Genomic DNA, 13,624 nt, shown 5'->3' on the forward strand with positions numbered 1-13,624 from the left:
AAGCTAAGCTCGGGATTTTTCAAATTAGAGAATCTAACAAATTCAGACTATTTACGCGTACGAGGTGTATTCTTTTGCGCTGGCCTTCCGCCTGATCTGCCTTTACCACCTGCTTGACCTTTGCCAGCCGTACCCGCTTTTGCGCGCGAACCGTGTTCACCCGATGAAGACTTATTAGTCGCTGTAGTTGGTTTACGACGACCTTTTGGTGCTGGTGCAGTGATACGCTCTTCATGACGACGAACAGCACGACGGATTTTCTGACTACGAGAACGCTCACGCTTACGAGAGGTGTTGTCTTTATCTAGATCCAACATCGTTTCATCTTCTGGACGCAGATCAACCAGTTCACGCAAGTAGTTTACTTGCTTAAGCTCCAGTTCCATCCAACCACCACGAGGCAATTTCTTATCTAGGAAGATATCACCATAACGTACACGTTTAAGACGGCTAACTGTGGTCTCTTGAGATTCCCAAAGACGACGAACTTCGCGGTTACGACCTTCGTTGATAACAACGTAGAAGGTGTGGTTCATACCTTCGCCACCAGCGTATACCACGTCTTCGAAACGTGCTAAACCGTCATCAAGTTGAACACCACGAACAAGGTTGCGTACTTTATCTTCAGTTACTTCACCGAAAACACGCACTAAATATTCACGTTCCACTTGACGGCTTGGGTGCATCAAACGGTTTGCCAACTCACCATCTGTAGTGAATAGGAGCAGACCTGAAGTGTTTGCATCCAGGCGACCTACTGAAATCCAGCGCGAACCGCGAATTTTCGGTAGACGGTCAAAAACCGTACGGCGACCATCAGGGTCATGGCGAGTACATAACTCACCTTCTGGTTTGTAATACGCAAGTACGCGACATACAACTTCTTCTTGTGCTTTTGCAGATACGGTATGCCCGTCAATACGTACAACAGCGCTTTCATCTTCTAAGCGCTCACCCAACGTAGCTACCTTGCCATTAACACTAACACGACCAGCTCTAATCAGAGCTTCTAACTCACGACGAGAACCATGACCGGCGCGTGCTAAAACCTTTTGTAACTTTTCGCTCATTTATCTACCTTTGTGTCGTCTTCTCAGACGTCGAAATATTAGTATGCGATCTGACTTCAGTACCAGTTTTTCTGGCAAAAATCGCGGTCGCGTATTATTACAGATTACACCGACAAAAGCATCCAGTTTATCCCCAAACAAAGTAGAGATTTCACAAGGCAGCCTGAGTGGACGCGAGCGTGAACAAAAAAGAATTTTCTCTCGTTTCACCGCTTATTCAAACGGTACAGGATCACCCGAACCGACACGAACAACTTGTGGCTCATCATCGCTGAAATCGATCACAGTTGTCGGCTGTTCACCCAAAAATCCGCCATTCAAAATCACATCCACCGCGTGTTCAAGACGATCACGAATTTCTTCAGGATCAGATTCCGTGGTTTCATTACCCGGCAAAATAAGCGAAGTCGACATCAAAGGCTCGCCAAGAGCTTCAAGTAGATCCAACGCGATCTTGTTATCTGGAATACGGATACCGATTGTTTTTCGCTTAGGATTCATTAAGCGGCGCGGTACCTCTTTTGTCCCTTTAAAAATAAAGGTGTAAGGCCCCGGCGTATTGTTCTTCAATAATCGGAATGCGGTATTGTCTACGCGGGCATATAGTGAAATTTCAGACAAATCACGGCACAACAGTGTGAAATTGTGTTTGTCATCTAAACGACGAATCTGACAAATACGTTCTAGTGCCTGTTTATTTTCTAACTGGCAACCTAGCGCATAACCGGAATCGGTTGGGTAAACAATCACACCACCATTACGAATAATTGCAACCGCTTGATTGATTAAACGCGCTTGTGGGTTTTCTGGATGAACATAAAAAAACTGGCTCATTATTATTCCTCATTACCTAGGGTCTCTTGCCCTAGTCTCTCAGCTCTATCTTTAGAGAGTATTTCCCAGTCTTTCCAGACTGGTTCCACGCCAGAAGGCAGCCATAAGTTTCGCCCTAACTCCATCCACGGAGACGGGTAATGAAAGTCACTGCCTTGAGAAGCTAATAGATTGTATTGTATAGCATAATCAGCCAAAGTGCGTCTTTCTTGTGGCGCTTGCTGAGGTTGAGCAACTTCCATTGCGTCACCACCGGCTTCTACAAACGCAGCAATTAAGCGCTTAAGCCACTTAGCCGTCAAGTTATATCGCGCCGGATGAGCAAGCACCGCCAGCCCTCCAGCAGCATGTATCGCATTAACCGCGTCGGCCATTGAACACCAGTTAGGTGGCACATAACCTGGGTTATCGCGGGTTAAAAACTTCTTAAATACCTGCTGAAGGTTTTTCGCATAGCCGGCATCCACCAGCCACTTAGCAAAGTGGGCTCTCGTGATCGGCGCATCGCCTGCGATCGCTTTTACTTCTTCAAGTACGCCTTCTCGAGTCGATTTTTCTAATCGATGGGCAATCAGTTCCGCACGTCCGACTCGGTGCTCTTTCTGTTGCTCAATTAACCCTTGCAGATGAGGGTTAAGAGGATCGATATTTAAACCAACAATATGAATGTCTTTGTTCTGCCAAACCGTCGAGATTTCAATACCATTGATGAGCGTGATCGGATGCTGTTTATCTTCAATATAAGCACGTGCTGGCGCTAACGCCTCAATGGTGTCGTGATCTGTAATCGCAAGAACATCAACATTAAATCCGATAGCGCGCTCGATCAGATCTTCGTGAGACATGCGGCCATCAGACGCTGTCGTGTGACTATGTAAGTCTATTTTCATATTTTTTAATTTTGCCTGTTTTTAAGGCTTGACTTTCACCTCTCGCACTAGTTTACTAGTACACAAATACGAGAGCACAAATTAAGACTTGCTATGTTACAAGAAATCAACACAAACCCATATTCTAATTTAAGCACAGCTTCTGCTGAGCTTAATATTAATTGGTGGCGTATGTGGTCAGATTCATGGCGGGCAAACGTGCACTTCTAATTCAGAGAAACGCATTCATAAAGCCCGCAATTAGCGGGCTTTTATTTTATCAGTTGACATATCACTCCCTCTACTTTCAACTGGTTATAGAACAAATTCAGACGATTTAATAAGGAGGTCTTGTGAACAAGGCCATTGAAATTGAAAACCTTGCACAGTTGGAAGTCATCAAGACTTCTATCCCTTATACGCAAGATCCTACTGCACTATTCCACGCACTGTGTGAAGGCAAAACAGACTGTTTATTGCTTGAGTCTGCTGAAATTGATTCAAAACAGAACCTCAAAAGCCTGCTGCTGATTGACGCTGCTGTGAGAATCACGTGTTTAGACCATAAGGTAACTTTCCAAGCTTTAACCGATAACGGCATGCAACTGATTGAAATATTGAGCCAAAACGTTGTCAATGCGATACCAGCGACGCTGGAAGGTTCGCTTCTTACACTAAGCTTTGAAGCACCGTGCGATACGTTAGATGAAGACTCACGTTTAAAAGAGGCGTCTTCATTCGACGCATTACGCCTTGTTCAGCACAGCTTTGACCTCAGCAAACAAGACAAACATGCTATTTTCATTGGTGGTTTGTTTGCTTACGACCTTGTTGCCAACTTTGAACCGCTCGGTGATGCAACGCAAAATAACCAATGCCCTGATTACGTTTTTTATGTGGCAGAGACGTTAATGGTCGTTGACCACCAAACTGAGACTTGTCAGCTTCAGGCAACCGCATTCTCACGTACCACAGAAACTCACACCGCGCTTATCAATCGCCTAGCGGTTATTACCGAGCAAGCAGCGATTCCTCAATTGCAGCCGAAAGCGGAAAAAATTGCAGACGTGTCGGTTAACACTAATATCAGTGATGAAGACTTTTGCTCCATAGTTCGAGACCTGAAAGACTACGTGGTAAAAGGCGACATTTTCCAAGTGGTACCGTCTCGTCGCTTTACGCTGCCTTGTCCTTCTCCACTTGCCGCGTATGAACAGCTCAAAAAGAGTAACCCTAGTCCTTACATGTTCTATATGCAGGATGAACGTTTCACGCTATTCGGTGCTTCACCTGAAAGTGCGCTGAAATACGAAAAGGAAACCAATCAAATTGAAATCTACCCAATTGCGGGTACGCGTCGTCGTGGCAAGCGTGCTGATGGCAGTATTGATTTTGATTTGGACAGCCGTATCGAATTGGAACTGCGTCTGGATAAAAAGGAAAACGCAGAACATATGATGTTGGTGGATTTGGCCCGTAACGATGTGGCTCGTATCTCTCAAGCAGGCACTCGCCATGTGGCCGATTTACTACAAGTAGACCGTTACAGTCATGTGATGCACTTGGTTTCTCGCGTAGTTGGTCAGCTTCGTCAAGACTTAGATGCTCTACACGCTTACCAAGCATGCATGAACATGGGCACGCTGACTGGTGCACCAAAAATCCGCGCCATGCAGCTGATTCGTAACGTTGAGAAAGAACGCCGTGGTAGTTACGGTGGCGCTGTAGGTTACCTGACTGGTGAAGGCGATTTGGATACCTGTATCGTGATTCGTTCTGCTTATGTCGAAAACGGTATTGCTCAAGTTCAAGCCGGTGCTGGCGTAGTGTTCGATTCGGATCCACAAGCAGAAGCAGACGAAACACGCGGTAAAGCTCAAGCCGTCATTTCAGCGATTCAACACGCTCACCAAGCGCAATCTTCTTTAAATAAAGCGTAAGTAGGGGAATAACTCATGGCGAATATCGTATTCATCGACAACTTTGACTCATTCACCTACAACCTAGTTGATCAGTTCCGTTCATTGGGTCATCAGGTCACGATTTACCGTAACAACATTGCAGCGGATACCATTCAACATGCGGTGGAATCATTACTACAACCGGTCATCGTTTTGTCTCCGGGTCCAGGCGCGCCTTCTGAAGCTGGCGTAATGCCAGAAATTCTTAAACGCCTAAAAGGTAAAGTACCTATGATTGGTATCTGCCTTGGTCATCAAGCGATTGTGGAAGCTTATGGCGGTACGGTTGCTGGCGCTGGTGAAATCGTTCACGGCAAAGTGTCTATGATGGAACATCAAAACCACGCACTTTACCAAGGACTCCCGTCTCCACTGGCGATTGCTCGTTATCACTCACTGGTCGCGACTCATGTGACCGAAGAGTTAACCGTAACCGCTGAAGTCGATGGGTTAGTCATGTCGGTTGTACATGAACAAGACAAGGTGTGTGGATTCCAGTTTCACCCAGAATCCATCATGACGACGCAGGGAGCAACACTGTTAGAAAACGCGATTGATTGGGCGCTCAGCTAACCACTAAGACGAATTCAACGAAAAAGATTAGAGCCCAACAAGACAGTGGCGAAAAGGATAAGGAATAGAAACATGCAAAACATCATCAACAAACTTTACGAACAACAGTCACTAAGCCAAAGCGAAAGCCAAGAGCTGTTCGACCATATCATTCGTGGCGAAATGGACCCGATTTTGATGTCTGCGGTACTGACAGCTTTGAAAATTAAAGGTGAGACACCGGATGAAATTGCGGGTGCAGCCAAAGCTTTGCTGGCGAATGCCAATCCTTTCCCGCGCCCAGATTATGACTTCGCTGACATCGTTGGTACTGGTGGTGATGGTTCCAATACCATCAATATCTCAACCACTTCAGCGTTTGTTGCTGCCGCGTGTGGCGTAAAAGTAGCCAAGCATGGTAACCGTGGCGTTTCTAGTAAATCCGGTTCTTCTGACCTTCTCGATTCATTCGGCATCAACCTCGCAATGAGTGCTGAGAACACTCGCAAAGCTCTGGACGATTTGGGCGTCGCCTTCTTGTTTGCCCCTCAGTATCACGGTGGTGTTCGTCATGCGATGCCTGTGCGTCAAACCATGAAAACTCGCACCATATTCAACATTTTAGGTCCGTTGATTAACCCTGCGAGACCCAATATCGAATTAATGGGCGTTTATAGCTTAGATTTGGTTCGTCCTATTGCAGAAACCATGTTACAAATGGGTCTCAAAAGAGCCGCTGTGGTTCATGGCTCAGGATTAGATGAAGTGGCTGTACATGGTGAAACCCATGTTGCAGAGATCAAAGACGGTAAGATTGTTGAATACACTCTGACACCGCAAGATTTTGGATTAGAGACTTACCCGCTGGAGGCAATCAAAGGTGGGGAGCCTGAAGAAAACCGCGCCATCATCACTGATATCCTCAATGGCAAAGGAACGCCTGCACAACTCGCTGCTGTTGCTGTCAACGTTGCTCTTCTTTTACGACTATTTGGAAAAGAAGACCTCAAAGCGAACGCGGCGCAAGCCATTGACGTTATGAACTCAGGTAAAGCTTACGAATTAGTTCAACAATTAGCGAATCGAGGTTAACGTCGACATGTCTAACGAAACCAACGTCAGTAACGAACTTCTTGCTAACGAGAAAGCTCAGAGCGGGGAAACACAACAACTCTCTGAACATATTTCCGTTGAAAATACGAAAATGGCGGAAGTGTTAGCCAAGATCGTCAAAGACAAAGCGGTATGGGTTAAAGAACGCCAGAAAGAGCAGCCTCTTGAGAGCTTTAAAAATCTTCTGACCACATCTGATCGCGATTTCTACCAAGCACTGAATAACGGCAAAACAGCGTTCATTCTGGAATGCAAAAAGGCATCGCCATCAAAAGGCTTGATTCGTCAGCATTTTGATTTGGATTACATCGCATCGGTGTATAACCAGTACGCGAACGCAATTTCTGTTCTGACAGACGAAAAATACTTTCAGGGTGACTTTGAGTTTCTGCCACGCATTCGCTCTCAGGTAACACAACCAGTATTGTGCAAAGACTTTATGATCAGCACTTATCAGGTTTATCTGGCTCGTCATTACGGCGCTGACGCAATTCTGCTAATGCTTTCAGTTCTCAATGATGAACAATATAAAGAACTGGCGGCTGTGGCTCATGAACTCGGTATGGGCATTCTGACTGAGACCAGCAACGAAGAAGAAATTCACAGAGCGGTTGCGCTTGAAGCAAAAGTGATCGGAATTAACAACCGCAACCTACGCGACCTATCAACCGATCTCAACCGCACCAAAGAGCTTGCTCCGCTACTACCAAAAGGTACAACGGTTATCTCTGAGTCCGGTATTTACACCCACCAGCAAGTGCGTGACTTGTCGCCATACGCTAGCGGTTATTTGATTGGCAGCGCGTTAATGGCGCAGGAAAACCTTGAACTGGCAGTACGTAAAGTCGTACTGGGCGAAAACAAAGTATGCGGGTTGACTCACCCTGATGATGCAGTAAAAGCCTATCAAGCAGGCGCGGTATTTGGTGGTCTGATTTTTGTTTCTAAATCAAAACGTTATGTTGATACAGAAGCTGCACGTTTAACCATGGCAGGCGCACCGTTGCAATATGTGGGTGTATTTCAGAATCACTCAGTAAAAGAAGTGGCAGACACCGCCGCTGAGCTTGGGTTGTTCGCAGTGCAATTACACGGTGACGAATCGCAAGCATTTATCGATGAACTGAGAGGTGTTCTGCCCGAACAGGTAGAAATCTGGAAAGCCTACGGGGTAACCGACCAATTGCCTGCATTTATTGAAAACCATGTCGACCGCCATTTGCTGGATGCCAAAGTTGGTACACAAAGCGGTGGTACTGGAACCTCATTTGATTGGTCATTGCTGGCAAACGCATCGATGACCAATATCATGCTGGCGGGTGGCCTTTCTGCGGAGAATGCACAACATGCAGCAACACTAGGATGTATGGGCTTAGATCTAAATTCAGGTGTTGAATCCGAACCCGGTAAAAAAGATGCGGCAAAGTTGAAGCAAGCCTTCAGTGCAATTAGAAATTACTAAATTTTAGAAAATACGAACACATCGACGACTATTATCGTATCCCCGAATAGACAAACGGGGAGCGCAATTAAGGGATAATGAACATGGCAAAACTCAACGCCTATTTTGGAGAGTACGGTGGTCAGTACGTACCTCAGATTTTAGTACCGGCTCTAGACCAACTAGAACAAGCTTTTATTGATGCTCAAGAAGACCCAGAGTTCCGTTCTGAATTTATGACTCTGCTGCAGGAATACGCTGGACGCCCTACTGCATTGACGCTAACGCGCAACATCACCAAAGGCACAAAAACCAAGTTGTACTTGAAACGTGAAGATTTGCTTCATGGCGGTGCGCACAAAACCAACCAAGTTCTTGGTCAGGCACTGTTAGCAAAACGTATGGGCAAAACCGAAATCATCGCTGAAACCGGCGCTGGTCAACATGGTGTGGCAACGGCATTGGCTTGTGCGCTGTTAGATTTGAAATGTCGCGTGTACATGGGTGCAAAAGATGTTGAGCGCCAAAGCCCGAACGTTTTCCGTATGCGCTTAATGGGCGCGGAAGTCATCCCAGTACACTCAGGTTCGGCTACCTTAAAAGATGCTTGTAACGAAGCAATGCGTGACTGGTCTGCAAGTTATGAAAATACCCACTACCTGTTAGGTACGGCTGCGGGTCCTCACCCATTCCCTACCATTGTTCGTGAATTCCAGCACATCATTGGTGAAGAGACTAAGAATCAGATTTTAGCGCGCGAAGGCCGTTTACCAGATGCGGTGATTGCTTGTGTTGGCGGCGGTTCTAACGCTATCGGTATGTTCGCTGATTTCATCGAAGAAGAATCCGTTCGTCTCATCGGTGTAGAGCCTGCGGGTAAAGGTATTGATACCGACCAACACGGCGCGCCTTTAAAGCATGGTAAGACAGGCATCTACTTAGGTATGAAAGCACCATTGATGCAAGATGAATACGGTCAGGTTGAAGAGTCTTACTCAATTTCTGCTGGTCTGGACTTCCCTTCTGTGGGTCCACAACATGCATATCTGAACTCAATTGGCCGTGCAGAATACGACAGCATTACTGACGATGAAGCTCTGGACGCGTTCCAACTGCTTGCTCGTAAAGAAGGCATCATTCCTGCGCTTGAATCTTCACACGCATTAGCGCACGCATTGAAAATGGCGTTTGCTGAGCCAGAAAAAGAGCAGTTATTAGTGGTTAACCTGTCTGGCCGTGGAGACAAAGATATCTTCACCGTGGACAAAATTTTACAAGATAAAGGAGTGCTGTAATGGATCGTTATCAATCTCTTTTTCAGCGCTTAGCTGAGCAAAACCAAGGTGCATTTGTTCCATTTGTAACGATTGGTGACCCTTCTCCTGAGCTTTCTCTGCAAATTATGCAGACATTAATCGATGCTGGCGCAGATGCTCTTGAGCTCGGATTTCCGTTCTCAGATCCACTGGCAGATGGTCCAACGATTCAAGGAGCAAACAATCGTGCACTTCAGGCGGGTACTACTCCGGATATCTGTTTTGACCTTATCAAACAAATCCGAGTTAAGAACCCAGACACGCCAATCGGTTTGTTAATGTACGCTAACTTGGTGTTCTCTCGCGGCATTGAAAACTTCTATCAACGTTGTCAGGAAGCGGGGGTTGATTCAGTGTTAGTCGCTGATGTACCAACCACAGAAAGCGCTGAATTTGTTGCAGCTGCGGAGAAATTCGGTATCAAACCGATTTTCATTGCACCACCAACGGCCAGTGATGAAACGCTGAAATCCGTTGCTTCATTGAGCCAAGGCTATACTTATCTGCTTTCTCGCGCTGGTGTGACAGGTGCAGAAACAAAAGCCAATATGCCAGTGCATGCGTTATTGGATCGTTTGAACCAGTTTGATGCTCCACCTGCACTTCTTGGTTTTGGTATCTCGCAACCGGAACAAGTAAAACAAGCGATTGTGGCAGGCGCGGCGGGTGCGATCTCAGGTTCTGCTGTGGTGAAAATCATCGAAACAAACCAAAACAACCCTGAAGCGCTGCTGAAATCACTGGCTGACTTCATTACACCAATGAAACAAGCGACCATCAAATAGCTGCCAATAAGGTAGGGTTTAGTGACCCTACCTCCTTCTCTCAATGATCAATTTTTAACTGGCAACTTTTAACTATCCAAAGGTTATCACTTAGAAGTTGATCATATTTTTTTAACATTTAACCGACTACTTCCGTCAAGTGCTCCCTGCTGCATCGGCTACTCATTTTTGTTACAAACCCCCCAAGCAAACGTTTTCTATGCTCAATAATTAACCACTTCATCCACCAAAATGGGTGAATAAGTCAAATCCTACGCAGATGCATATTGCCAATTGTGAAATATAAGTGTAAAAAACCGAGCAACATAATTTTCCACTAATCGAGGATTGGTTAGTGGTTATGTCTACAAATTTACACATTATTAGCACAGGGGTTAAGGAAGTGTTAAAACAAAAGAATTTACTACAGAACATTGGTGTTCAAGTTGTGATTGCCATGGTACTCGGTACTCTTATTGGTGCTGTCATGGGTCACGATGCGACAATGTTTTCTCCGTTGGGTGCCATTTTCATTAACCTAATCAAGATGTTAGTTATTCCTCTGGTTGCTGTTGCTCTGATTTCAGGTGCAGCTGGCCTAGGCAATAGCCACTCAGCAGGTAAAGTGGGTTTCGTGACCCTAGGTTACTTTGCTGTGACTTCTGCTTTGGCAGTTGCTCTTGCACTGGTTATGGGTGAAGTATTCCAACCGGGTATGGGTATTGATGTTTCTGGTGTTGAAGGCATGTTCTCAGCAGAATACGCATCAAAAGGTGAACTACCTACGTTTTGGGCAACCGTTATCGGTATGATTCCGACTAACGTATTCCAATCTTTGAACGACGCAAACATTCTGCAAATTCTCGTTTTCTGCTTGTTCTTAGGTATTGCCATTTCAAAACAGAGCCCAGAGAAACGCGAACCTGTCATCAATGGTGTAAACACTATCGTTGATTCAATGGTGTGGATGATCAACAAGGTAATGGTTATCGCTCCAATCGGCGTATTCGGTCTGATGGCTGAAGCAGTAGGTACATTCGGCTTTGGTGCCCTAATGGTGGTATTCAAACTGTTTGTGGTTTACACAGCCGCTATCCTGGTTTTTGGTTTCATCGTTTATCCAGCAATGATTCATTTCTTCAGCAAAACTTCAGCTAAGAAATTCATCAGTGCAATGAAGAAGCCACAGGCGGTTGCTCTTTCAACAGCATCTTCTATGGCAACACTTCCTGTTACTATGGATACCGTTGAGAAAGAGCTAGGTGTACGTAACTCGACAGCGTCATTCGTTCTGCCTCTAGGTGCAACGATCAACATGTCTGGTAACGCAATCTACTACGGCTTGGTCGCAGTGTTCTTTGCTCAACTATTCCACATTGACCTATCAATGGGTGCTTACATTGCAATCATCGTGACTGCAACGCTAGGTGCTGTTGGTCAAGCGGGTGTACCTGGTCCTTCATTCCTTGTTGTAGCAGTTCTTCTTGCTGCAGGCATTCCAATTGAAGGTCTACCACTGCTATTCGCTCTAGACCGTATCTTCGATATGATCCGTACCGCACTAAACATCACTGGTGATGCAGCTTGTGCAGTGATCGTTGATTCTATGATTGAAGATTCTGAAGCTGAAAAAGTTTATCAAGATCAGCAAGCTTAATAGCTGAATTTCTAACAAAAACCGCTCATCAGAGCGGTTTTTTCATTTCTCTAATTTGTAACTAAATCGCTAATAGCTATTCAGATGACAGAGCAAATTGAGTAGACTGTCGGCAACGAAAAGTTTGGATGTACCCACATAATGAAACAACTGATTGAGTTTATTCCTCTATTTATCTTCTTTGCTCTGTTTAAGCTATACGATATTTATGTTGCAACAGCTGCACTGATCGCTGCAACCGCGATTCAAGTAGCTATTTCGTACTTTGTGTACAAGAAAGTTGAAAAAATGCAGCTCATCACTTTTGCTGTTGTCGCCATCTTTGGTGGTATGACAATTTTCCTTCACGATGACAACTTCATTAAATGGAAAGTAACCATTGTTTACACAGTGTTTGCTCTGGGTCTGACCATCAGTCATTTGATGGGCAAATCAGCAATCAAAAGTATGCTAGGTAAAGAAATCACTTTGCCTGACAGTGTATGGGCAAAAGTAAACTGGGCATGGGTCAGCTTTTTCGCCATCTGCGCCGTAGTGAATATCTACGTTGCTTATCAGCTACCTCTAGATGTTTGGGTGAACTTCAAAGTGTTCGGCCTTCTTATCGCAACATTTGTCTACACGCTACTGACTGGCGTTTATATTTACAAACATCTTCCTAAAGAACAGAAAAATTCCAATCAATAGACTGTTCTACATGACTCTTAGGGGTTAATAAGCAGCAGAATTTACTGCTATAATGCCCTCTTTTCTGACAGCGACTTGGTAAACTCAGTCGCTGTTTTGCTTACTACGGAATTTGAAATGAGTCAGGAAGTCGGTTCCCCTAAAGGCCAGTTATTACTTAGAACCGTCGCTATGCCAGCAGACACCAATGCAAATGGCGATATTTTTGGTGGTTGGATTATGTCTCAGTTGGACTTGGCTGGCGGTATTTTGGCGAAAGAGATTTCTTCTGGTCGTATTGTTACAGCCTCTGTTTCCAGCATCGCGTTTAAAAAACCAGTGAAAGTGGGTGATGTGGTCTGCTGTTATGGTGAATGTACTAAAATAGGTCGCACTTCTATGTCGATTAACTTAGAAGTTTGGGTAAAACCCGTTAAAGTCGACGGTATCGGTGACCGTTTCCAAGTGTGTGAAGCAACATTTAATTATGTCGCAATTGATTCCAATGGACGCCCTCGCCCGATTAACGCAGGAAACTGATCACAGAAACATCACCATCAAGGTATTAATATTGCCAAGTTTCAGTACATTAACGCTGTTAACTTGCCGTCTCAGTCAATTATAAGGATATGGATTATGTGGTATGTCATTTTTTCTCAAGACGTTGAGAATTCTCTGGAAAAACGTATGAGTGTTCGTGCTGCGCACTTAGAACGCTTACAAGTACTTCAAGATGAAGGCCGTTTACTGACCGCTGGCCCACTACCTGCTATTGATTCAGAAAACCCGGGAGAAGCAGGTTTCACTGGCTCAACCGTTATTGCTGATTTCAACTCGTTAGAAGAAGCCAAAGCATGGGCAGAGGCAGATCCTTATGTCGCAGCCGGTGTTTATGCAGATGTCATCATCAAACCGTTCAAGAAAGTATTTTAATATGAAAAAAAGTATTGCTGGGTTTATCGCTTTCGGCTTAGTCCTGCTCTCAGGTTGTAGTTCTAATTCAGACAACCAGAGAAATCTTGAACTACTTGCAGATAATAGAGCCAGCCTGCTGAGCGCTGAACTGCCTTTAGAATATGGTCCACTCAACATCATGCGTGCGACTGCCAAAGACACCACCATTGAAATGATGATGGTTTATAACGCTGATGATAAAAATGCCAAACCTGTCACTCAGGTTATGCAAAGCAGTATCAGCACCTTTTGTTCAGACAAGAATATCAAAGCAAACCTTGAAGTAGGTTTAAGTTACCGTATTAAAATGCGTAACACTCGCGGGCAACTGATGGTCGATGAACTCATCACTGAGCAAACTTGCGCTTCACAATAGCTTTACTCTCTAAAATGCTTTGTTCTAAAGACAAGGGGCTCATTTGAGCCC

13 protein-coding genes and 1 pseudogene are annotated in these 13,624 nt (G+C 45.0%); 11 read left to right on the forward strand and 3 right to left on the reverse strand.

What is annotated here, in order from left to right; all coding sequences use genetic code 11:
- Window positions 1-211: 211 nt before the first annotated feature.
- The 3 genes and pseudogenes from rluB to HUO09_RS11005 form a co-directional block, all read right to left on the reverse strand.
- A pseudogene (gene rluB / locus HUO09_RS10995) lies at window positions 212-1,070 on the reverse strand (23S rRNA pseudouridine(2605) synthase RluB); the annotation flags it as partial.
- Window positions 1,071-1,283: 213 nt separating this feature from the next.
- Entirely contained in the window at window positions 1,284-1,904 is a 621-nt protein-coding gene (locus HUO09_RS11000) for an L-threonylcarbamoyladenylate synthase (RefSeq protein WP_167412030.1), read from the reverse strand.
- A gap of 2 nt (window positions 1,905-1,906) precedes the next feature.
- Window positions 1,907-2,794 carry a PHP domain-containing protein gene (locus HUO09_RS11005; RefSeq protein WP_188234012.1) on the reverse strand — a complete coding sequence of 296 codons (888 nt, stop codon included), beginning with the start codon at window positions 2,792-2,794 and terminating at the stop codon, window positions 1,907-1,909.
- A gap of 332 nt (window positions 2,795-3,126) precedes the next feature.
- Between HUO09_RS11005 and HUO09_RS11015 the strand changes: the two genes are divergently transcribed.
- The 11 genes from HUO09_RS11015 to HUO09_RS11065 all read left to right on the forward strand — a co-directional run bounded on the left by HUO09_RS11015 (window position 3,127) and on the right by HUO09_RS11065 (window position 13,573).
- On the forward strand, window positions 3,127-4,713 hold the full coding sequence (locus HUO09_RS11015) for an anthranilate synthase component 1 (protein ID WP_188234013.1): 1,587 nt from the start codon (window positions 3,127-3,129) through the stop codon (window positions 4,711-4,713).
- A gap of 15 nt (window positions 4,714-4,728) precedes the next feature.
- Window positions 4,729-5,307, forward strand: a complete 579-nt coding sequence (locus HUO09_RS11020) for an aminodeoxychorismate/anthranilate synthase component II (protein WP_188234014.1) — start codon at window positions 4,729-4,731, stop codon at window positions 5,305-5,307.
- 72 nt (window positions 5,308-5,379) lie between these two features.
- Entirely contained in the window at window positions 5,380-6,378 is a 999-nt protein-coding gene (gene trpD, locus HUO09_RS11025; RefSeq protein WP_167412034.1) for an anthranilate phosphoribosyltransferase, read from the forward strand.
- A 112-nt stretch (window positions 6,379-6,490) separates the two neighbouring features.
- Window positions 6,491-7,861, forward strand: a complete 1,371-nt coding sequence (trpCF, locus tag HUO09_RS11030) for a bifunctional indole-3-glycerol-phosphate synthase TrpC/phosphoribosylanthranilate isomerase TrpF (protein ID WP_188234157.1) — start codon at window positions 6,491-6,493, stop codon at window positions 7,859-7,861.
- A gap of 83 nt (window positions 7,862-7,944) precedes the next feature.
- Window positions 7,945-9,135 (forward strand): tryptophan synthase subunit beta, encoded by a 1,191-nt coding sequence (trpB, locus tag HUO09_RS11035; RefSeq protein ID WP_042488314.1) that lies wholly within the window; start codon window positions 7,945-7,947, stop codon window positions 9,133-9,135.
- The gene (gene trpA / locus HUO09_RS11040; RefSeq protein WP_188234015.1) at window positions 9,135-9,941 is read left to right on the forward strand and encodes a tryptophan synthase subunit alpha; all 807 of its coding nucleotides are present in this window, start codon (window positions 9,135-9,137) and stop codon (window positions 9,939-9,941) included. The genes trpB and trpA overlap by 1 nt, the downstream gene beginning before the upstream one ends.
- A 340-nt stretch (window positions 9,942-10,281) precedes the next feature.
- Window positions 10,282-11,577, forward strand: a complete 1,296-nt coding sequence (locus HUO09_RS11045; protein ID WP_167412036.1) for a dicarboxylate/amino acid:cation symporter — start codon at window positions 10,282-10,284, stop codon at window positions 11,575-11,577.
- A 141-nt stretch (window positions 11,578-11,718) separates the two neighbouring features.
- Complete coding sequence (locus tag HUO09_RS11050; protein ID WP_167412037.1) at window positions 11,719-12,264, forward strand: septation protein A; 546 nt, start codon at window positions 11,719-11,721, stop codon at window positions 12,262-12,264.
- Between the two features lie 117 nt (window positions 12,265-12,381).
- Window positions 12,382-12,783, forward strand: a complete 402-nt coding sequence (gene yciA / locus HUO09_RS11055; RefSeq protein ID WP_167412038.1) for an acyl-CoA thioester hydrolase YciA — start codon at window positions 12,382-12,384, stop codon at window positions 12,781-12,783.
- A 96-nt stretch (window positions 12,784-12,879) separates the two neighbouring features.
- Window positions 12,880-13,176, forward strand: a complete 297-nt coding sequence (locus HUO09_RS11060; RefSeq protein ID WP_188234016.1) for a YciI family protein — start codon at window positions 12,880-12,882, stop codon at window positions 13,174-13,176.
- Window position 13,177: 1 nt separating this feature from the next.
- Entirely contained in the window at window positions 13,178-13,573 is a 396-nt protein-coding gene (locus HUO09_RS11065; protein ID WP_188234017.1) for a GspS/AspS pilotin family protein, read from the forward strand.
- The last annotated feature ends 51 nt before the right edge of the window (window positions 13,574-13,624 follow it).

Source organism: Vibrio sp. Y2-5 (assembly GCF_014596725.1).
GTDB lineage: Bacteria > Pseudomonadota > Gammaproteobacteria > Enterobacterales > Vibrionaceae > Vibrio.

What these genes read in the sequence shown, in the direction of transcription:
- HUO09_RS11000 (WP_167412030.1), bottom strand. Translation starts at nt 1,904, where the DNA reads ATGAGCCAGTTTTTTTATGTTCATCCAGAAAACCCACAAGCGCGTTTA.
- HUO09_RS11005 (WP_188234012.1), bottom strand. Translation starts at nt 2,794, where the DNA reads ATGAAAATAGACTTACATAGTCACACGACAGCGTCTGATGGCCGCATG.
- HUO09_RS11020 (WP_188234014.1), top strand. Translation starts at nt 4,729, where the DNA reads ATGGCGAATATCGTATTCATCGACAACTTTGACTCATTCACCTACAAC.
- trpD (WP_167412034.1), top strand. Translation starts at nt 5,380, where the DNA reads ATGCAAAACATCATCAACAAACTTTACGAACAACAGTCACTAAGCCAA.
- trpCF (WP_188234157.1), top strand. Translation starts at nt 6,491, where the DNA reads ATGGCGGAAGTGTTAGCCAAGATCGTCAAAGACAAAGCGGTATGGGTT.
- trpB (WP_042488314.1), top strand. Translation starts at nt 7,945, where the DNA reads ATGGCAAAACTCAACGCCTATTTTGGAGAGTACGGTGGTCAGTACGTA.
- trpA (WP_188234015.1), top strand. Translation starts at nt 9,135, where the DNA reads ATGGATCGTTATCAATCTCTTTTTCAGCGCTTAGCTGAGCAAAACCAA.
- HUO09_RS11045 (WP_167412036.1), top strand. Translation starts at nt 10,282, where the DNA reads ATGTCTACAAATTTACACATTATTAGCACAGGGGTTAAGGAAGTGTTA.
- HUO09_RS11050 (WP_167412037.1), top strand. Translation starts at nt 11,719, where the DNA reads ATGAAACAACTGATTGAGTTTATTCCTCTATTTATCTTCTTTGCTCTG.
- yciA (WP_167412038.1), top strand. Translation starts at nt 12,382, where the DNA reads ATGAGTCAGGAAGTCGGTTCCCCTAAAGGCCAGTTATTACTTAGAACC.
- HUO09_RS11060 (WP_188234016.1), top strand. Translation starts at nt 12,880, where the DNA reads ATGTGGTATGTCATTTTTTCTCAAGACGTTGAGAATTCTCTGGAAAAA.
- HUO09_RS11065 (WP_188234017.1), top strand. Translation starts at nt 13,178, where the DNA reads ATGAAAAAAAGTATTGCTGGGTTTATCGCTTTCGGCTTAGTCCTGCTC.